We start from the raw sequence: 19025 nt of genomic DNA, 5'->3' as shown, positions 1-19025 counted from the left end.
GGTGTGGGGCGGCTAGTCGTTGTGTCTCGCGCGGGGGGGGGTGGGCCGCGGCACACCCCCTCTTTTTCTTGTGTGTTGTCTGGGGCCCGCGGCGGGGGGGGGGGGGGTCCCCCCCCCCCCCCGCTTCTCTTTGTACGTCCTTTACTGACCTGGCCCGTTCAGCCTCTTACTTCTCCAGCGCGGCCTCAAGCGCCTTTCGCTGTACGGCGGTCAGCTCGCCGCAGCCGGCGACGGCGAGGTCGAGGAGGGCGTTGAGCTCGTCGCGGGCGAAGGGTTCGGCCTCGGCGGTGCCCTGGACCTCGACGAAGCGGCCGTCGCCGGTGCAGACGACGTTCATGTCGGTCTCGGCCCGGACGTCCTCCTCGTAGCAGAGGTCCAGCAGCGGGACGCCGCCGACGATGCCGACCGAGACGGCCGAGACCGTGCCGGTGAGCGGCTGGCGGCCGGCCTTGATCAGCTTCTTGCCCTGGGCCCAGGTGACGGCGTCCGCGAGCGCGACGTACGCGCCGGTGATGGCGGCCGTACGGGTGCCGCCGTCGGCCTGGAGGACGTCGCAGTCGAGGACGATGGTGTTCTCGCCGAGGGCCTTGTAGTCGATGACGGCGCGCAGCGAGCGGCCGATGAGGCGGCTGATCTCGTGGGTGCGGCCGCCGATCTTGCCGCGGACGGATTCGCGGTCGCCGCGGGTGTTGGTGGCGCGGGGCAGCATGGAGTACTCCGCGGTGACCCAGCCTTCGCCGCTGCCCTTGCGCCAGCGGGGGACGCCTTCGGTGACGGAGGCGGTGCAGAAGACCTTGGTGTCGCCGAAGGAGACGAGGACGGAGCCCTCGGCGTGCTTGCTCCAGCCGCGTTCGATGGTGACGGGGCGGAGCTGTTCGGGGGTTCGGCCGTCGATGCGAGACATGGCGAAGAGCCTAGTGGTAGGGCCGGACCCTCAACGGGGAAGGGGCTCCTCCCGGGTCGGGAAGAGCCCCTCAGGGCCTCTCAGAGCCCTCACTGCTCGGAGCCGGGGATGGTCCCCGTGCTTCACATCAGGTCTTCGATGTCCGCCGCGATCGGGTCCGCGTCGGTGCCGATGACGACCTGGATGGCGGTGCCCATCTTGACGACGCCGTGGGCGCCGGCGGCCTTGAGGGCGGCTTCGTCGACCAAGCTCGGGTCCTTCACCTCGGTGCGGAGGCGGGTGATGCAGCCTTCGACCTCTTCGATGTTGTCGATGCCGCCCAGCCCGGCAACGATCTTCTCAGCCTTGGTGGCCATGGTGTTCTCTCCCTGATCCGAACCGCTTTGTCGCAGTAACCCACAGTTGGCCCAGCTTCGCGAGCGGTCATGTCGTGCGTGCCGAATGATGGTGACGATCACGTCGCCAACTGGTCTACACCACATTACCGAGGGGCGTCCATGAGTGCCGACAGTGCCGCCGCCGGTCCCGGGCGCGTCTCCTGGAACAAGGTGTTCCAGGGGCTGCAGAAGATGGGACGCAGTCTCCAACTCCCCATCGCCGTACTGCCGGCCGCCGGCATCCTCAACCGGCTCGGGCAGCCGGACGTGTTCGGGGCCGACGGGCTGGGGTGGACCAATGTCTCGAAGGTGATGGCGGGCGCGGGCGGCGCGCTGCTGGACGGGCAGTTGGGGTTGCCGCTGCTGTTCTGTGTGGGTGTCGCGATCGGGATGGCGAAGAAGTCGGACGGGTCGACGGCGCTGGCCGGGGTTGTCGGTTTCCTCGTGTACTACAACGTGTTGCGTCAGTTCCCCAAGGACTGCACGGGCGGCACGACGGTGGTGCCCGGGATCGGGTGCCAGGCCGCGGACAACTCGGTCGCGGCGTTCACGTACCAGAATCCCGGGGTGTTCGGCGGGATCGTGCTGGGGCTGCTGACCGCGTTCTTCTGGGCGCGGTACCACCGTACGAAGCTGGTGGACTGGCTGGGCTTCTTCAACGGGCGGCGGCTGGTGCCGATCATCATGTCGTTCGTGGCGATCGCGGTGGCGGCGGTGGCGCTGTGGATCTGGCCGCCGATCGGCACCGCCCTCGAGCACTTCAGCGACTGGCTGAGCGCCCGGGGCGCGGTGGGTGCCGGGGTGTTCGGTCTGGCCAACCGGGCGCTGCTGGTCGTGGGGCTGCACCAGTTCCTGAACGTGCCCATCTGGTTCCAGTTCGGCAGCTACACCAAGCCGGACGGGACGGTGGTGCACGGTGACATCAACATGTTCCTGGCGGGCGACCCGAACGCGGGGCAGTTCACCTCGGGCTTCTTCCCGATCATGATGTTCGCGCTGCCGGCGGCGGCGCTCGCGATCGCACACTGCGCGAAGCCGAGCCGCCGCAAGGAGGTGGGCGGGCTGATGCTGTCGGTCGCGCTCACGTCCTTCGTGACCGGTATCACCGAGCCCATCGAGTACTCGTTCCTGTTCATCGCGCCCCTTCTCTACGCGGTCCACGCGGTGTTGACGGGTGTGTCGATGGCGGTGACCTGGGGGCTCGGGGTGCACGACGGGTTCAGCTTCTCGGCGGGGCTGATCGACTACGCGATCAACTGGAATCTGGCGACGAGACCGTGGGCGATCATTCCGATCGGGCTGTGTTTCGCGGCGGTGTACTACGTCGTCTTCCGTTTCGCGATCACGAAGTTCGATCTGAAGACTCCGGGTCGGGAGCCGGAGGATGAGCAGGAGGACGTCACAAAAGCCTGACGGCGTAAGTGAGTTGGGCCCCCGGACCATCGGTCCGGGGGCCCTTTGCCGTGCCCGTCGCCGTGTACGTGGGGTAGCGATTCGGTCGCAGGTTTTGCGGGTTCCTTTATGCGGACTTCATCTGCTACAACAGGTCTACACCACTGAGTGGTGTAGACCACCACCCGATGGAGGAAGTCTATGTCCACCGCCACCGCGCCAACGGCGGCCCCCGCGAAGAAGTGGGGATCCGGCCTGTTCCAGGGTCTGCAGAAGATCGGCCGCAGCCTCCAGCTCCCGATCGCCGTGCTTCCGGCGGCGGGCATCCTGCTCCGGTTCGGCCAGGCCGACATCCACGACAAGCTGCACCTGCCGGACAAGGTCACGGCGGTCTTCGCCACCGCCGGTGGCGCGATCTTCGACAACCTGCCGCTGCTGTTCTGTATAGGTGTCGCGATCGGCTTCGCGAAGAAGTCCGACGGCTCCACGGCGCTGGCGGCGCTCGTCGGCTTCCTTGTCTACAGCAATGTGCTCAAGGCCTTCCCGGTCACCGACGCCAAGATCCTCAAGGGCGCGGACGTGGCCGCGACCTACAACAACCCCGGTGTCTTCGGCGGCATCGTCATGGGTCTGCTCTCCGCGGTGCTGTGGCAGAAGTTCCACCGGACCAAGCTGGTCGACTGGCTCGGCTTCTTCAACGGCCGCCGCCTGGTGCCGATCGTCATGGCCTTCGTCGGCACGCTCATGGGTGTCTTCTTCGGCCTGGTCTGGAAGCCGATCGGTGAGGGCATCTCGAACTTCGGCGAGTGGATCACCGGTCTCGGTGCCTTCGGTGCCGGTCTGTTCGGTCTGATCAACCGCGGGCTGATCCCGGTCGGCATGCACCAGTTCGTCAACTCCGTGGCCTGGTTCCAGATCGGCGACTACAAGGACTCCACCGGTGCCGTCGTCCACGGTGACCTGACCCGCTTCTTCGCGGGTGACCCGTCCGCCGGACAGTTCATGTCGGGCTTCTTCCCCATCATGATGTTCGGCCTGCCGGCCGCCGCGCTCGCCATCGCGCACTCCGCCCGTCCCGAGCGCCGCAAGGCCATCATGGGCATGATGATCTCGCTCGCGCTGACGTCCTTCGTGACCGGTGTGACCGAGCCCATCGAGTTCTCGTTCATGTTCATCGCCCCGGCGCTCTACGCGATCCACGCGGTGCTGACCGCCCTGTCCATGGCGATCACCTGGGCGCTCGGCGTCCACGCGGGCTTCACCTTCTCCGCGGGCTTCATCGACTACGCCCTCAACTGGAACCTCGCCACCAAGCCCTGGCTGATCATCCCGATCGGTCTGGTCTTCGGCGCGATCTACTACTTCGTCTTCCGCTTCGCGATCACCAAGTGGAACCTCCCCACCCCGGGCCGCGAGCCCGAGGAGGAGCTCGAGGACCTCACCAAGGCGTGAGGCCATAGCCCGCACAACACCCGATGCCCGGTCCGGATTTCACTCCGGGCCGGGCATCGTCGTAGGTCGCCCGCCCGCTCACATTCCGCGGCGCGGACGTCAGATCTCGTACGACGCCCTCGGCGCCGCCAGTTCCACCGGGCCGGCGAAGACCTCGCGGGCGTCGGCCAGGTTGGCCTGGGGGTCGGTCCACGGGGGGATGTGGGTCAGGACCAGGCGCCGGGCTCCTGCCCTGGTCGCCGTCTCGCCCGCCTCTCGGCCGTTGAGGTGGAGGTCGGGGATGTTCTCCTTGCCGTGGGTGAACGCGGCCTCGCACAGGAACAGGTCGGTGTCCCGGGCGAGTTCGTCCAGGGATTCGCTGACGCCCGTGTCACCGGAGTAGGTGAGGGACCGGCCGCCGTGCTCGACGCGGATGGCGTAGGCCTCGACGGGGTGACGGACCCGCTCGGTGTGCACGGTGAAGGGGCCGACGTCGAACGTGGACGGCTTCACCGTGTGGAAGTCGAAGACCTCGCTCATCGAGGAGGCGGTGGGGGTGTCGGCGTAGGCCGTGGTGAGGCGGTGCTCGGTGCCCTCGGGGCCGTAGACCGGGATGGGGTCGCAACGGCCGCCGTCGTGGCGGTAGTAGCGCGCGACGAAGTACGCGCACATGTCGATGCAGTGGTCGGCGTGCAGATGACTGAGGAAGATCGCGTCGAGGTCGTAGAGACCGCAGTGGCGCTGCAGCTCGCCAAGGGCGCCGTTGCCCATGTCGAGGAGCAGCCGGAAGCCGTCGGCCTCTACGAGGTAGCTCGAACAGGCCGATTCCGCGGACGGGAACGACCCCGAGCAGCCGACGACGGTGAGCTTCATAAAGCAGAAACCTCCGCTGGCGGATAACTTCTGGAGTTGGGTGACGGGGGTCGTGCGGTCCGTCGAGCGTAAGGCGCAAAAGGGCCGGTCGCTCCTCCGCCAAGGGCTGTTGTGGGGGAACTCACCTGTGGTGTCACCGGTTCGGCTGGAACCGGGGCGTGTGGGGTGTGCGAGAGGGCGCGCAGCAGGGATTGCGCGCCGGTAACGTCGTCCCATGGACAGGTTCTGGTGGCTCGCGCTCGCGGCGGTGATGTTGCTGGCGCTGGTCGCCACGCTGGTCGACGGGTGGGGGCGCGGGCGCCGGCCCGCACGGAAGGTGCGGGGGGATCGGCCTCAGCCCGCCGAGATCTGGTGGGCCAACGTCCCCTACGAGGATCAGCCGGGCGCGGCCAAGGACCGGCCGTGTCTGGTGCTCGCGGTGCGCGGGCGGACGGCGACGGTCGCGAAGATCACCAGCAAGTACCACGACGAGCGGGGCGGGGTGATCGCGCTGCCCCCGGGGTCGGTCGGGGACGCTCAGGGGCGGGCCAGCTATCTGGAGACCGCCGAGCTGCGGTCCGTGCCGGTGGCCGATTTCCGACGGCGGGTCGGGGTCGCGGACCCGGTGCTGTGGGACCAGGTACGGCATCTCGCCCGGTAGGCGTGCGGGGAGCAACGACCGCTGATTGCACGGCAATTGGGGTGGTGCGCGAAGGGGTCGAACGCCCTCGTGCGGGGATACTGACCCGTATGACGGGCTGGCTCGTACTCGCGGGCTGTCTGGTGGTCGCGCGGCTGGCGTGGGGTCTCGACAACCGCGCGCGTGACGCTGTCGAGGACGCCCGGCTGAAGGCGATCCTGGCCCGGGAGCGGAACGAGGTCCGCGTCGAGCCGGATGCCGTGGAACGACTCGGTCCGGTGGCCCTGGTCCGGCTGAACGGCCAGGACCCGTCGAGGATGAGAGAGGGCGCGATGGCCGGACTGGTGGCCGACGGTCTGCTGCGCCGGACGTCGCCCGACGGACCCGCCAGGCAGCGTTGGGTCGCTCGTGGCACGTTGCCCAAAACCGCCGACGCGTTCGAGCGCGAACTGTGGCGGCGGCGCTGCCACGGCATGTGCGCGACCCCGCCCACTCCCCCGGCCACTCGGAGGGCGAGTACTTGTGGGACCTGCGGATACCGAACTCCTGGCACCTGCTGGAGGACGCGAAGGCGCGGCTGATCAGCGAGGGCTATCTGCGGCAACCGTCCGAGCGCGTGCCCGGCGCACCGCGGGCCCGGGGCCGCTGGTCGACGGTCGCCACGGCGGCGACGGTGCCGGCGGTGGCCGTGCTGCTCCTCGACCACGCCTGGATCCGGGCCGCCCTGGCGCTGGTCATCGGTGCGTTCACTGTGCTGTGGGCGCTGCCCGGCGGTCGGTTCACGCCCCGGCTGATGCCTCCCACGACCGCCAAGGGGGACGAGGTGCTCAGGATGGCGTTCGAACGGTACGCGGAGCTGGATCCGGCCACGCGCCCGGCGACGGAGCCCTACGACCCGGGCCAGGTGCGGATGGCGGTCGCGCTCCACGGCTTCGCGGTGCTCGGCCGCGTCGACGCGAGGCTCAAGGACGACTGTGCCCGCGAGGCGGTCATCTCCTGGGGCCCCGGGGAGTGACCGCCCGGGGCGCTCGCGTCAGGCCCAGAGCTGACCCTGGAGGGTCTTGATCGCTTCCTCCGTCGTCGCCGCCGTGTACACGCCGGTCGACAGGTACTTCCAGCCGCCGTCCGCGACCACGAACGCGATGTCGGCGGTCTCCCCCGCAGCTACGGCCTTCTTGCCCACGCCGATCGCCGCGTGCAGGGCCGCGCCGGTGGAGACGCCGGCGAAGATGCCCTCCTGCTGGAGGAGTTCGCGGGTGCGGGTGACCGCGTCGGCGGAGCCGACCGAGAAGCGGGTGGTGAGGACGGAGGCGTCGTAGAGCTCGGGGACGAAGCCCTCGTCGAGGTTGCGGAGGCCGTAGACGAGGTCGTCGTAGCGCGGCTCGGCGGCGACGATCTTGACGTCCGGCTTGTGCTCGCGGAGGTAGCGGCCGACGCCCATCAACGTCCCTGTAGTCCCCAGTCCCGCCACGAAGTGGGTGATGGACGGGAGGTCGGTGAGGATCTCCGGGCCGGTGGTGGCGTAGTGGGCGCCCGCGTTGTCCGGGTTGCCGTACTGGTAGAGCATCACCCAGTCGGGGTGCTCGGCGGAGAGCTCCTTGGCCACGCGTACGGCTGTGTTGGAGCCGCCCGCCGCCGGGCTCGGGATGATCTCGGCGCCCCACATGCCGAGCAGTTCACGGCGTTCCTGCGAGGTGTTCTCGGGCATCACGCAGACCATGCGGTAGCCCTTGAGCTTCGCCGCCATGGCCAACGAGATACCCGTGTTGCCGGAGGTCGGCTCCAGGATCGTGCAGCCGGGGGTCAGGCGGCCGTCCTTCTCCGCCTGTTCGATCATGTGCAGGGCCGGGCGGTCCTTGACCGAGCCGGTCGGGTTGCGGTCCTCCAGCTTGGCCCAGATGCGGACGTCGGTGGACGGCGAGAGCCGCGGCAGGCGCACCAGGGGGGTGTTGCCCACCGCGGCCAGCGGGGAGTCGTAGCGCATCGAGGATCAGGCCATACCGCCGGCCACGGCCGGCAGGATCGTGACGCTGTCGCCGTCGGTCAGCTTGGTGTTGATGCCGTCGAGGAAGCGGACGTCCTCGTCGTTCAGGTAGACGTTGACGAAGCGGCGCAGCTCGCCGCCGTCGACGATGCGGGCCTGGATGCCCGCGTGCCGGGTCTCGAGGTCGGCGAAGAGCGCGGCGAGGTTCTCACCGGCACCCTCGACGGCCTTCTCGCCGCCGGTGTAGGTGCGGAGGATGGTGGGGATGCGGACCTCGATGGCCATGGCAAGGGGCTCCTGTCGGAAGCGGGAGGGGTCGTCTGGTGTCGGTGGGCACACGTCTCTTGCCGCGGCGCACGGCCTGTACGGCGACAGCGCGCTGTCAACAGATGGCGCTGTTCAGCCTGCACAGGTCGACGTGCAGCCGCGCCACGAGCAGCGTGCCCGGCGCCTTGTCGCTCACGTCGAGAAGAACCATGGGCTCATCGTATCGATTCCCGGTCCGGGCCCCGGTAGGTGATCTCACAATTCGGACGAAATTCATTCGGGGGCTGAGACGGCGCAGCTCAGGCGGACTGCCGTACGACCAGCCGGGTCGGCACGATCGCCGACGGCAGGTCCTCCCCCGAGTGCTGTTCGGCGCGGTCGAACAGCAGCCGGGCCAGCAGGCGGCCCATCTCGGCGACGTCCTGGTGGACGGTGGTCAGCGGCGGGTCGGTCGACTCGGAGATGGAGACGAGGTCGTCGAAGCCGACCACGGCCACGTCCTGCGGGACCCGGCGCCCGCGTTCGCGCAGGGTCTGGAGGGCGCCGGAGGCCATGAGGTCGGAGGCGACGAAGACGGCGTCCAGGTCGGGATGGCGGTCGAGCAACGCGGCCATCGCGTCGGCGCCGCCCTGCCGGGTGTAGTCGGCGCGTTCGACCAGGTGGGGTGCGGTGTCGGGGAGGGCGTCCCGGTAGCCGGCGAGCCGTTCCGCTGCGGAGTGCTCCTGGTCGTAGGGGCCGGTGACGGTGGCGATGCGCTCGCGGCCGAGGGCGAGGAGGTGGCGGACGGCCTGGCGGGCGCCGCCGCGGTTGTCGCCGTCGACGTAGGCCTGGCCGCGCACGGGGTCGCCGTCGCGCAGGAGGGGGCGGCCGCCGAAGACGGCGGGCAGGGCGAGCCGGTCGGCCATCTCGGGCATCCGGTCGCCGGGGCGCAGCGAGAACAGGATCGCGCCGTCGACATGGCCGCCGCCGAGATAGTCGGCCACGCGCGCGTAGTCGTCGGGTTCGTCCACGAACAGCAGGACCGCCTGGGCGCCGTGCCGGGCGAGTTCGCCGCGGATGCCGCGCAGCAGACAGTCGAAGAACGGGTCGAGGAACAGCCGGTCCTCGGGCTGGGCGGCGACGACCGCGACGGCCCCGGTGCGGCGGGTGACCAACTGCCGGCCCGCCTGGTTGGGCACGTAGCCCAGCGCCGAGATCGCCTCCCGGACCCGGACCGCGGCCTCCGGACTCACCTTGGGCTCGCCGTTGACCACCCGCGACACCGTGGACTTCGAGACCCCCGACCAGCGGGCGACATCCTCCAGCGTGGGCCGCCGTGCGTTCGACCGCTGCGTCAACACCATCTCCGTCACGGCGAGTTGGGCTGTTGCGTACGCGGTCAGTATGCCTCTCAGTACGCCTCTACGACCTTGACGTCCTCCTCAGTGATCTCGCCCTCCACGATGCGGTAGGAGCGGAACTGGAAGGGGCCGGCGTCGTCGGTGTCGGCGGTGGAGACGAGGACGTAGTGGGCGCCGGGCTCGTTGGCGTAGGAGAGGTCGGTGCGGGAGGGGTAGGCCTCGGTCGCGGTGTGGGAGTGGTAGATGATCACCGGCTCCTCGTCGCGGTCGTCCATCTCGCGGTAGAGCTTCAGCAGGTCCTGCGAGTCGAACTCGTAGAACGTGGGCGAGCGGGCCGCGTTCAGCATCGGGATGAAGCGCTCGGGGCGGTCCGTGCCCGCCGGGCCCGCGACGACTCCGCACGCCTCGTCCGGGTGGTCCGCGCGCGCGTGGGTGACGATCTGGTCGAAGAGGTCCTGGGTGATGGTCAGGGTCGGCATGGTCGTCAGGATAAGCAGAAGGGCCGCCGCGTACCGAGTGGTGGTACGAGGCGGCCCGGATGCCGGGATCGGACGGGTCAGCCGACCTTCTCGAACTGCGGCTCGCGGCGCTCGGTGACCTGCGGGTTGCGGGCCTTCAGGGCGAACCAGCCGGCGGCCAGGGCGAGGGTCCAGCCCGCCATGACGTAGAGGCAGACGCGGGAGTCGGGGTCGTAGGCGATGAGGCCCGTGACGAAGAGCAGGAACGCGATGGCCACGTACGAGAACCTCGCGCCGCCCGGGGCCGGGAAGGACGAGGCCGGGAGGCGGCCCGCGTCGACCGCGCGGCGGTAGAGGACGTGACTGATCAGGATCATCAGCCAGGTCCAGATGCCGGCGGCGGTGGCGACCGAGGTGACGTAGCCGAACGCCTTCTCCGGGACGACGTAGTTGAGAACCACGCCGATGCCCATGAAGGCGACGGAGACGGTGATGCCGAGGGCGGGGGTCTTGGAGGCGGAGAGCCTGCTGAAGGCCTTGGGGGCCTCGCCGTTGTCGGCCAGGGTGCGGAGCATGCGGCCCGTCGAGTACATGCCCGAGTTGCAGGAGGACAGGGCGGCCGTCAGGACCACGAAGTTGACGATGCCCGCGCCCGCCGGGATGCCGATCTTCGCGAACGCCTCGACGAACGGGCTGACGCCCGGGGCGAATTCGGTCCACTTCACGACGCAGAGGATGACCGTGAGGGCGCCGACGTAGAAGAGGGCGATGCGCCAGGGGAGGGTGTTGATCGCCTTGGGGAGGGTCTTCTCCGGGTTCTCGGACTCGCCCGCGGTGACGCCGACCAGCTCGACGGCGAGGTAGGCGAACATCACGCCCTGGAGGGTCATCAGGGAGGAGCCGATGCCCTTGGGGAAGAAGCCGTCGAACTGCCAGAGGTTGGCGACGGAGGCCGTGTCGCCGGCGCTGCTGAAGCCGAAGGTGAGCACGCCGAGGCCGATCACGATCATGCCGATGAGCGCGGTGACCTTGACCATCGAGAACCAGAACTCGATCTCGCCGAAGAGCTTCACGGAGATCAGGTTGGCGACGAAGAGGATCACCAGGAAGGCGAGCGCGGTCACCCACTGGGAGACGGCGGGGAACCAGTAGTTGACGTAGATGGCGGCGGCCGTGAGTTCGGCCATGCCGGTGACCACCCACATCAGCCAGTACGTCCAGGCGGTGAAGTAGCCGAAGAACGGGCCGAGGAACTCGCGGGAGTACTCCGCGAAGGAGCCCGACACCGGGCGGTACAGGAGCAGTTCGCCCAGGGCCCGCATGATGAAGAAGATGATCACGCCGGCCAGGGCGTACATGAAGATGAGACTGGGTCCGGCCTTGGCGATGTTCGCCCCGGCCCCCAGGAACAGCCCGACGCCGACGGCGCCGCCGATCGCGATCATCTGGACCTGACGGCTGCCGAGCCCGCGCTCGTACCCCTCCTCGGGGGCCTTGTCCGTCTCGACCTGAGCGGAGGTCATGTGTGGTGCGCCTTTCTCCGAATCCCCCCATGGACTGGAGCTGCCCGGCCGAGGTCCGTCGGCCGCATGGCGAACCCGGCGGGACATGGGTGGCGTCCGCCGGGCGGTCGTGAAGATCTATCACGATCGAAATGGTGATCGACATGGACTTTTGTGGCGCACACCACAGGAAGAACCGGACAAAATTGAGCGACGGTCGGCATTCCCGACCGTCGCGGTGACGTGATCGTTATTTGGATTTGAGGCTCCGCTGAGCGAACGGGGTAAAGGGTGGGCGGCGGATGACGGGGTCCGGTTCCGGCGGAGCAGGGGCGGGCGGGCTGGCGATGCGGGCGGCGGGGGGGATCGCCGGCGGCGCGGGCCGTACAGCCGGAGCGGACGGCGCGGGCGATGTGCCGCGCAAGACGATGCGGACGGGCCGGCCCGTGTCGGCGGCACACTCCATGCGGACAGCACGGACAGCACGGACAGCACGGACGGCACGCCCCGCACAGCCGCGCGGCCCCGGCCCGCACGACGCGAGCGAGCCGCACGGGCGGCCCGGCCCACACAACCGGCAGATCCCGGACGGCACGCCCCGCACAGCCGCGCGGCCCCGGCCCGCACGACGCGAGCGAGCCGCACGGGTAGCCCGGCCCACACAACCGGCAGATCCCGGACGGCGCGACCCGAGCGACCGGCGCGGGCGGCCCGGCCCACACAACCGGCACGCCCCCGACCCGCACGACGCGAGCGAGCCGCACGGGCGGCCCGGTCCACACAACCGGCAGACCCCGGACGGCGCGACCCGAGCGACCGGCGCGGGCGGCCCGGTCCGCGCGGTCCATGGGATTCCAGCCCGGACGGCCGGTGGCGACAGTCAGGCCGCGCCGTCGAGAGTCAGCGCATCAACGTCGTGACCAGCGTCTCCTGGAGGCCGCCCAGCCACAGGTACGCCATGACCATGGGCTTGCGGGGGTCCTCGTCGGGGAGGCGGTAGAGGTCGTCCGTGTCGTCCTCGTCGGTGATGTCGAGGCGGGAACCGATCGCCAGGCGCAGGTCATTGAGGGAGCCGAGCCACTGGCGGGACTCGTCGGCGGTCAGTTTGAGGACCGCGCCACCGTCGCCGCCGGGGGTGAGCGAGTCGAGGGTGCGGATCACCGCGAGGGCGTTCTCGCGCTTGCCGGCACGGAGGTCGTTCTCGGTGAAGCGGCGGAACTCGGCGGAGTGCGCCATCCGTTCCTCCGCGTCCTGCGGGGAGTCCGGGGCCTGCTCCGGGTCGGTGTACGCGTCCGGGAACAGGCGCCGCAGCACCGGGTCGGAGGGCGGTTCGCTCGGGCCCTCGGCGAAGAGTTCGGCGAGGGGGTCGTCGGGGGCGTCCTCGCCCGGGCCCGGGCCGATCAGCTCCAGGAGCTGGACGGCCAGTGACCGGATGATGGAGATCTCGACGTCGTCGAGGGCGACGGCGGCACCGCCGCCGCGCAGCGGTTCGAAGTGTCCTGGCATCGGGCTGAGTCGCTACTTCCGGTCCTGCTGGAGGGTGGCCCACAGACCGTAGCCGTGCATGGCCTGCACGTCGCGTTCCATCTCCTCGCGGCTGCCGCTGGAGACGACCGCGCGGCCCTTGTGGTGGACGTCCATCATGAGTTTGGTGGCCTTGTCCTTGGAGTAGCCGAAGTACGTCTGGAAGACGTACGTCACGTAGCTCATGAGGTTGACCGGGTCGTTGTGCACGATCGTGACCCAGGGGACGTCCGGCTCGGGTACGGCGAAGACCTCCTCCGCCGACTCGGTGCGTTCGATCTCCAGGGGTGCGGGTGACGTCACAGCGCCCATGCTGCCACCAGAAGGGGGTGCCCGCACAAATGGACCCCACAAATCGTCAGAGTGACGAGATGGGAGTACCATCCGTTGCCATGAACACAGCGGACCTTGGGCTGCCGGTGGACGTTCCCTCGACGGCGCTCTTCACCGACCACTACGAGCTGACGATGCTGCAGGCCGCCCTCAAAGCGGGTACGGCCGACCGGCGTTCGGTCTTCGAGTGCTTCACCCGGAGGCTGCCCGAGGGCCGCCGCTACGGCGTCGTCGCGGGCACCGGACGCGTCCTGGACGCGGTGGAGAACTTCCGCTTCGACGCGGACGTCCTCGGCTTCCTGCGCGAGCGGAACGTCGTCAACGAGGAGACTCTGGAATGGCTCGCCGCCTACCGCTTCAGCGGTGACGTGTGGGGCTACCCGGAGGGCGAGGTGTACTTCCCGGGCTCGCCGATCATGCGGGTCGAGGGGTCGTTCGCCGAGTGCGTGCTCCTGGAGACCGTGATCCTCTCCATCCTCAACCACGACTCCGCGATCGCCGCCGCCGCCTCCCGCATGGCCTCCGCCGCCGGGGACCGCCCGCTGATCGAGATGGGCGCCCGCCGCACCCACGAACTCGCCGCCGTCGCCGCCTCCCGCGCCGCCTACGTCGGCGGCTTCACCACCACCTCCGACCTCGCGGCCGGCTTCCGCTACGGCATCCCCACCGTCGGCACCTCCGCGCACGCCTTCACCCTGCTCCACGACAACGAACGCGACGCCTTCCAGGCCCAGGTGGACTCGCTCGGCCGCAACACCACGCTGCTCGTCGACACGTACGACGTCACCGAGGCCGTCCGTACGGCCGTGGAGGTCGCCGGGCCCGAACTGGGCGCCGTCCGCATCGACTCCGGCGACCTGCTGCTCGTCGCGCACCGGGTGCGGCAGCAGCTGGACGAGCTGGGCGCCGTCAACACGAGGATCATCGTGACCTCCGACCTGGACGAGTACGCCATCGCCTCGCTCGCCGCGGCGCCCGTGGACGCGTACGGCGTCGGCACCCAGCTGGTGACCGGCTCCGGGCACCCGACCTGCTCCATGGTCTACAAGCTGGTCGCGCGTGCCGAGTCCGCCGACCCGAAGGCGCCGCTGGTGCCGGTCGCGAAGAAGTCCAGCGGCGGCAAGACGTCCATCGGCGGACGCAAGTGGGCCGCGCGGCGGCTGGACGGCGACGGGTTCGCCGAGGCCGAGGTCATCGGTACCGGGCCGGTCCCCGCCGAACTGGCCGAACGGCAGCTCCTCGTCGAGCTGGTCAAGGGCGGCGAGGTCGTTGCCCGCGAACCGCTGGACGTCGTACGGGACCGGCATGCGGCGGCACGGGCCAACCTGCCGTTGTCGGCGACGCAGTTGTCGCGCGGGGAGGCCGTCATTCCCACGGAGTACGTCCAGCTGCGCTCGGGTAGTTAAGACCCGCCACTCACGTCCCGCCGGTTAAGACCAGTACGAAAATCAGGAGTGCGCCCTCCCGCGGTGGCGCCGAAGTCTCTAGGCTCGAATCTCACTCTCCGCGAAGGACACCACCATGCGCCGCGCCTTGATCGTCGTTGACGTGCAGAACGACTTCTGCGAGGGAGGCAGTCTCGCGGTGGCCGGCGGTGCCGACGTGGCCGCCGCCGTGACCGAGCTGATCGGGCAGGCGCCCGCCGGCTACCGGCATGTCGTGGCCACCCGCGACCACCACATCGCGCCCGGCGGCCACTTCGCCGACAACCCCGACTACGCCCACTCCTGGCCCGCGCACTGCGTCGCGGGCACGGAGGGGGTCGGGTTCCACCCGAACTTCGCCCCCGCGGTCGCCTCCGGCGCGATCGACGCCGTCTTCGACAAGGGGGCGTACGCGGCGGCGTACAGCGGGTTCGAGGGGCGGGACGAGAACGGGGTGTCGCTCGGCGACTGGTTGCGGGCGCGGGAGATCGACGAGGTGGATGTCGTCGGGATCGCGACGGACCACTGCGTGAAGGCGACCGCGTTGGACTCCGTGCGGGAGGGGTTCCGTACGCAGGTGCTGCTCGATCTGACGGCTGGGGTGGCGAAGGAGACGACGGATCGGGCGTTGGAGGAACTGCGGGCGGCCGGGGTCGAGCTGACTGGGAAGCCGGTCGTCTGAGTAGTTCTTTGGCCGCGGGCCGGTGGGGGCTGGTCGCGCAGTTCCCCGCGCCCCTAACGGGGCGCGAGGCCCCTGACAATGCTCAGGGCATGTTGCGAAGGCCCGCGGCGCCTGCAGCGCCCCTCAGGGGGCGCGGGGAACTGCGCGACCAGCCCTCACCGGCCCTCAGGCGACGCACAACCCCCTCAGACCGCCGCCGGAGGCCTCCGCAGCAGCGCCCGGATCGGATGCCACAGCTCGTGCGGGAGCTCCGCGCCCGGGGCCACGACAGCGTTGTCAGGGGCCGTACGCCATATCAGCCCGTCGGGGTGGTGCAGGACCGCGGTGATCTCGTCCGGCGTCGGCGGCTCCGCGTTGCCGCGCAGGTAGACGGCCCGCATGCCGAGGTTGCGGAGCCGGGTCAGGGCCCGGGCGCGGTTGCGGGCGTGGACCAGCACGCGGACGCAGCCGTCGCCCTGGGCGGTGGGTCTTGGCAGGTTCAACGCCACCACCACGCTGCCTGTGGGCAGCTTGCAGAAACCTCCTGCGGACAATGCGGTCACACCCCCGTGCGGGTCGAAGTCGAGGTCGGTGTCAATAAGCCAAGCACAGGACGCACCTAAACACGGATCGGCGGCGACCCGCCAGGGGGTCACCGCCGATACGTTTCTGACCTGCGCTTTTACCGACTACTTCGCCGAGGGGCCGACCTGGAGCGTGACCGTCGAGCCGTCCAGCGGCTCCTTTACGATCTTGATCCGGGTGTTGGTGTCAGTGATCTTGACACCGGCTGTCGGGTTCGACGTGTCGTAGTAGGTCGACTTGCCGTCGTCGAAGACGGGGACGCCGGGCTGCGACTTGATCTTGGTGGCGACGTCGGCCTTGTGCAGCGTGACCGAGTCCGTCGGGTACCAGCTGAACGGGGAGTCGTAGGCCTGGATGCGGTTGCGCATCAGCGTGCCGTCGGACCACTTCAGCTGCGTCGGGTGGGAGTCGATCGGGAGGATCAGACCCTCACCGGCGTGCTCGCTGGTGTTGTCGTCCGCCTGCGAGGTGTCCCACTTCCAGATCAACAGGCCGTTCTGGTAGGCGTAGTGCTCCACCCAGTCCGGACGGGTCGTCGAGAAGCCGAAGTTGTACGGGCCGACCTTCAACACCTTGTCGTACGACACGTATTGACGGTTCTCGGCGATGTAGTACTGCGCGTAGTCGTCCGCGAAGGACGCGCCGATGCGCGAGAAGCCCTTCGCCGTCCAGGCGGCGTCGGCGGACTCGGCGTTGTCGGAGAAGAGGGTGGCGCCGTCGGCGGTCACCGTGATCTCGTCGGCCGCGAAGCCCTTCTGAGCCACACCGCTGTCCGTCTGGTAGCGGAAGCGGACGTCGATCTTCTGGCCCGCGTAGGCGTCCAGCGGGTACGTCAGCTTCTGGTAGGCGGCGGCCGTGCCGGTGAGGGCGGGGTTGCCGCTGCCGTCACGCGGGATGGCGGAGCCGTCGGCCAGCTTGCCGTCGATGGGGGCCCAGTTCGCGCCGCCGTCCTTCGACACCTCGGTGTAGAGGTAGTCGTAGTCCTGCTCGGTGTCGTACCAGCCGTCCAGGGTGAGCGCGGCCGACGACTTGCCGGTCAGGTCCACCGTGCGGGAAAGGGTGTTGCTCAGGTCGTTGCCGCTGCCGCTCCACCACTGCGTGGCACCCTGCGCCGGGGTGACCACCGTCGTGGTGACCTCCTTCTCCGGCAACTGCACCACGAGGGCCTGCGCGTTCTTGGTGTTGTACTCCGCGACGCCCAGCGTGTGCTTGGACTTGACGCCGGCCTTCGCCACGTCGTAGTCCAGCCAGCCCAGTTGGAGCTTGTCCCAGGCGTTCATGTCGCCGGGCAGGTCGCCGATGGCCTCCTTGCCCGTGCCGAGCCAGGAGCCGGACGACATCAGCGTCCAGAAGCCGGTGGAGTTCTCGCCGCCCGCGGTGTCGTACTCGTCGGGCAGGCCGAGGTCGTGGCCGTACTCGTGGGCGTAGACGCCGAGTCCGCCGTTCTCCGGCTGGATGGTGTAGTCGCCGACCCAGACGCCGGTGTCGCCGACCTGGGTGCCGCCGAGCTTGTTGGTGTCCGGTCCGGTGGAGCCGGCGTCGGTGCCGAAGGCGTACCAGCGGTGGGCCCAGATCGCGTCCGTGCCCTGCGCGCCGCCGCCCGCGGACTCGTCCTCGCCGGCGTGCACGATCTGGAAGTGGTCGATGTAGCCGTCGGGCTCGTTGAAGTTGCCGTCGCCGTCGTAGTCGTAGCGGTCCCACTGGTCGAACTGGGCCAGCTCCGTCTTGATCTCGGCGGCCGTGTCACCGGCCGCCTCGCGCTGGGCGACCCAGGCGTTGACGCCGTCCTGCACCGCGTACCAGGCGCCGGTGGAGGCCTTGTTGGAGCCGTAACGGGCCTCGTTGTAGGGGACCTTGACCCAGTCGGTGACCTCGCCGTCGACCGAGTAGCGGCCCGAGGACTGCTTCTCGTAGTACTTCTTGAGCGACTCGGTGTTCTTGCCGGTGCCGAAGTACAGGTCCTGGAAGTGCGCCTGGTTGTAATCCGCCTGCCAGGCCGTGGAGTTGTCCTTGGTGCGGTCGGGCGCGGCTATCTGGTTGTGCAGCGGGCCGGCGGTGCCGCCGTAGCGGCTGTCGACCTGGTCGCCGAACTCGACCAGGATCGTGAAGATCTTGTCGGTCTTCTCCCGGCTCAGTTCGACGTACTTGCTCTTGCCGCCCTTGCTCTTGAGCTGGACGACCTTCGAGCCGTTGCGGTCCTTGACGGACGCCTTGCCGGCTATGACCTCGTTGAGGGCCTCCTGGCGCTGGGCGTCCTGCGTCTTGCTCAGCGGGCCGTCGAGGTCGTGCTCCTTCTGCGCGACCGGCGCGGGGTCGTGCCGGTCGACGGCTGCGGACTCGGCCGAGGTGTTGGCCTCCGCCACGGCAAACGTCGAGAACGTGGCCGTGGCCGCCGCGAGGGCGACACCTATCGCGGCCGCTCTGAACGTCCAGGGTCTGCTGGTCACTTGATGTCCTCCCCTGCGTACCCGACCGCGCGGAAGGGGGGTCCTGGAAGTCATGGAAGGTCCGCGCGCGGTGTACGCGTGATAGTCAAGTGACGTTATTTGACTAGAGGTTTACGAGAAAAGACAGACCTTGACTTGAGCAGGACAAGTGCACTATGCGAAGCGGGGGTCCGCTTTACGGACACTTGAGGCTTACTCGTGCATCGCTCAACAGGCGCGCGGGTCCGTCCACTTGGTGGACGGTATGACTCCGTGCGCCCCCCATGCTCCGGAGCCGTGTGTTAGGTCACGCTTACTGCGCGTTCCACTCGGGCATGCAGGCGAATAGAGTCGATTGGCGGATCGCCCGGAACCGGCGGAAAGCCAGGCCGACATCCTTGTCGCACCCCCCTTTCACAGCTCCCCTCCATCGCCTAACGAGGACTCGATTGCCATGCCTCGTCCGACCGCCGCACAGCTCGCCTACGGTTCGTTCACCGTGATCTTCTCGACGCTCGCCATGCTGTTGCTGTCACAGACGAGTTCGGGTCTGGGGATCGCGGTCGTCGCCTTCGCGGCGCTCGCCCTCGGGCTGCTCGTCTCCCTGACGGTGCCACAGCCCAAGTCCCGCACCGCAGCCGCGGCCCGCGCGGCGGCCGAGGCCGCGCCCGCGCCCGCCCCGGCGTTCGTTCCGCAGCGCAGGCGGGTGGCGGTGCGGCGGGAGACCGTGTCCGCCGCCGTCTCCTCCGCGGAGCCGGTACGGGAGCGGAGCACTCCCTAGACCAAGCACAAGCCCAGGCTCAACCACGCGAATCGGGGGGGGGGGGGGGGGGGGGGCCCCCCAAAAAAAGTGTTGAGCCCGGGGGGTGTCAACACAACCAAAAACACAGGATGACAACCCACCGAAGGGGGGAGGGGTGGTGGA

General features: G+C 69.3%; 21 protein-coding genes. 8 read left to right on the top strand and 13 right to left on the bottom strand.

The annotated features are described in order from the left end of the window. Positions 1-166 precede the first annotated feature (166 nt). Positions 167-904 (bottom strand): ribonuclease PH, encoded by a 738-nt coding sequence (gene rph, locus ACFXC1_RS31850; RefSeq protein ID WP_019065907.1) that lies wholly within the window; start codon positions 902-904, stop codon positions 167-169. Positions 905-1026: 122 nt separating this feature from the next. Then, positions 1027-1386: a PTS glucose/sucrose transporter subunit IIB gene (locus ACFXC1_RS31845; protein WP_281176105.1), complete on the bottom strand. Its 360-nt coding sequence runs from the start codon at positions 1384-1386 to the stop codon at positions 1027-1029. A gap of 15 nt (positions 1387-1401) precedes the next feature. Between ACFXC1_RS31845 and ACFXC1_RS31840 the strand changes: the two genes are divergently transcribed. Together ACFXC1_RS31840 and ACFXC1_RS31835 are read left to right on the top strand one after the other, a co-directional pair. After that, on the top strand, positions 1402-2694 hold the full coding sequence (locus ACFXC1_RS31840) for a PTS transporter subunit EIIC (protein ID WP_381249076.1): 1293 nt from the start codon (positions 1402-1404) through the stop codon (positions 2692-2694). Between the two features lie 180 nt (positions 2695-2874). Then, positions 2875-4125, top strand: coding sequence for a PTS transporter subunit EIIC (locus tag ACFXC1_RS31835; protein WP_381249073.1), 1251 nt, complete (start codon positions 2875-2877; stop codon positions 4123-4125). 99 nt (positions 4126-4224) lie between these two features. Here ACFXC1_RS31835 and ACFXC1_RS31830 read toward each other — a convergent pair whose 3' ends face one another. Further along, entirely contained in the window at positions 4225-4977 is a 753-nt protein-coding gene (locus ACFXC1_RS31830; protein ID WP_381249071.1) for an MBL fold metallo-hydrolase, read from the bottom strand. A gap of 214 nt (positions 4978-5191) precedes the next feature. Here ACFXC1_RS31830 and ACFXC1_RS31825 point away from each other — a divergent pair, with 214 nt between their 5' ends. The 3 genes from ACFXC1_RS31825 (at position 5192) to ACFXC1_RS31815 (ending at position 6611) form a co-directional block, all read left to right on the top strand. Further along, positions 5192-5617 carry a type II toxin-antitoxin system PemK/MazF family toxin gene (locus ACFXC1_RS31825; RefSeq protein WP_381249068.1) on the top strand — a complete coding sequence of 142 codons (426 nt, stop codon included), beginning with the start codon at positions 5192-5194 and terminating at the stop codon, positions 5615-5617. 89 nt (positions 5618-5706) lie between these two features. Continuing rightward, a complete protein-coding gene (locus tag ACFXC1_RS31820) occupies positions 5707-6177 on the top strand; it encodes a hypothetical protein (RefSeq protein WP_381249066.1) in 471 nt (156 codons plus the stop codon). Continuing rightward, positions 6117-6611 carry a hypothetical protein gene (locus ACFXC1_RS31815; RefSeq protein ID WP_381249064.1) on the top strand — a complete coding sequence of 165 codons (495 nt, stop codon included), beginning with the start codon at positions 6117-6119 and terminating at the stop codon, positions 6609-6611. The genes ACFXC1_RS31820 and ACFXC1_RS31815 overlap by 61 nt, the downstream gene beginning before the upstream one ends. An 18-nt stretch (positions 6612-6629) precedes the next feature. On the opposite strand, the gene ACFXC1_RS31810 is transcribed toward ACFXC1_RS31815, so the two are convergent. The 8 genes from ACFXC1_RS31810 to clpS form a co-directional block, all read right to left on the bottom strand. After that, entirely contained in the window at positions 6630-7580 is a 951-nt protein-coding gene (locus tag ACFXC1_RS31810) for a PLP-dependent cysteine synthase family protein (protein ID WP_093627173.1), read from the bottom strand. Positions 7581-7586: 6 nt separating this feature from the next. Next, positions 7587-7865, bottom strand: a complete 279-nt coding sequence (locus ACFXC1_RS31805; protein ID WP_019065920.1) for a MoaD/ThiS family protein — start codon at positions 7863-7865, stop codon at positions 7587-7589. A gap of 97 nt (positions 7866-7962) precedes the next feature. Continuing rightward, entirely contained in the window at positions 7963-8058 is a 96-nt protein-coding gene (locus ACFXC1_RS31800) for a putative leader peptide (RefSeq protein WP_019065921.1), read from the bottom strand. A gap of 88 nt (positions 8059-8146) precedes the next feature. After that, entirely contained in the window at positions 8147-9190 is a 1044-nt protein-coding gene (locus ACFXC1_RS31795) for a LacI family DNA-binding transcriptional regulator (protein WP_381249579.1), read from the bottom strand. 47 nt (positions 9191-9237) lie between these two features. Continuing rightward, complete coding sequence (locus ACFXC1_RS31790) at positions 9238-9666, bottom strand: M67 family metallopeptidase (protein ID WP_381249060.1); 429 nt, start codon at positions 9664-9666, stop codon at positions 9238-9240. Between the two features lie 77 nt (positions 9667-9743). Beyond that, positions 9744-11168: an amino acid permease gene (locus tag ACFXC1_RS31785; RefSeq protein ID WP_381249057.1), complete on the bottom strand. Its 1425-nt coding sequence runs from the start codon at positions 11166-11168 to the stop codon at positions 9744-9746. A gap of 879 nt (positions 11169-12047) precedes the next feature. Continuing rightward, the gene (locus ACFXC1_RS31780) at positions 12048-12653 is read right to left on the bottom strand and encodes a DUF2017 domain-containing protein (RefSeq protein ID WP_381249054.1); all 606 of its coding nucleotides are present in this window, start codon (positions 12651-12653) and stop codon (positions 12048-12050) included. A 12-nt stretch (positions 12654-12665) separates the two neighbouring features. Next, on the bottom strand, positions 12666-12983 hold the full coding sequence (gene clpS / locus ACFXC1_RS31775; protein WP_043679478.1) for an ATP-dependent Clp protease adapter ClpS: 318 nt from the start codon (positions 12981-12983) through the stop codon (positions 12666-12668). An 80-nt stretch (positions 12984-13063) separates the two neighbouring features. Between clpS and ACFXC1_RS31770 the strand changes: the two genes are divergently transcribed. Together ACFXC1_RS31770 and ACFXC1_RS31765 are read left to right on the top strand one after the other, a co-directional pair. Further along, entirely contained in the window at positions 13064-14410 is a 1347-nt protein-coding gene (locus tag ACFXC1_RS31770) for a nicotinate phosphoribosyltransferase (protein ID WP_381249051.1), read from the top strand. Positions 14411-14525: 115 nt separating this feature from the next. Next, on the top strand, positions 14526-15110 hold the full coding sequence (locus ACFXC1_RS31765) for an isochorismatase family protein (RefSeq protein ID WP_262061048.1): 585 nt from the start codon (positions 14526-14528) through the stop codon (positions 15108-15110). Between the two features lie 185 nt (positions 15111-15295). Here ACFXC1_RS31765 and ACFXC1_RS31760 read toward each other — a convergent pair whose 3' ends face one another. Together ACFXC1_RS31760 and ACFXC1_RS31755 are read right to left on the bottom strand one after the other, a co-directional pair. Next, on the bottom strand, positions 15296-15643 hold the full coding sequence (locus ACFXC1_RS31760; protein WP_381249048.1) for a hypothetical protein: 348 nt from the start codon (positions 15641-15643) through the stop codon (positions 15296-15298). A gap of 135 nt (positions 15644-15778) precedes the next feature. Beyond that, on the bottom strand, positions 15779-18121 hold the full coding sequence (locus ACFXC1_RS31755) for an immune inhibitor A domain-containing protein (RefSeq protein WP_381249046.1): 2343 nt from the start codon (positions 18119-18121) through the stop codon (positions 15779-15781). 433 nt (positions 18122-18554) lie between these two features. Here ACFXC1_RS31755 and ACFXC1_RS31750 point away from each other — a divergent pair, with 433 nt between their 5' ends. Then, positions 18555-18881 (top strand): hypothetical protein, encoded by a 327-nt coding sequence (locus ACFXC1_RS31750; RefSeq protein WP_381249043.1) that lies wholly within the window; start codon positions 18555-18557, stop codon positions 18879-18881. The last annotated feature ends 144 nt before the right edge of the window (positions 18882-19025 follow it).

It is taken from the genome of Streptomyces hokutonensis (genome assembly GCF_042751305.1).
Classification (GTDB): domain Bacteria; phylum Actinomycetota; class Actinomycetes; order Streptomycetales; family Streptomycetaceae; genus Streptomyces; species Streptomyces hokutonensis_A.
The sequence above is the reverse complement of the archived record's forward strand: the minus strand, read 5'-3'. Positions and strand labels throughout refer to the sequence as shown.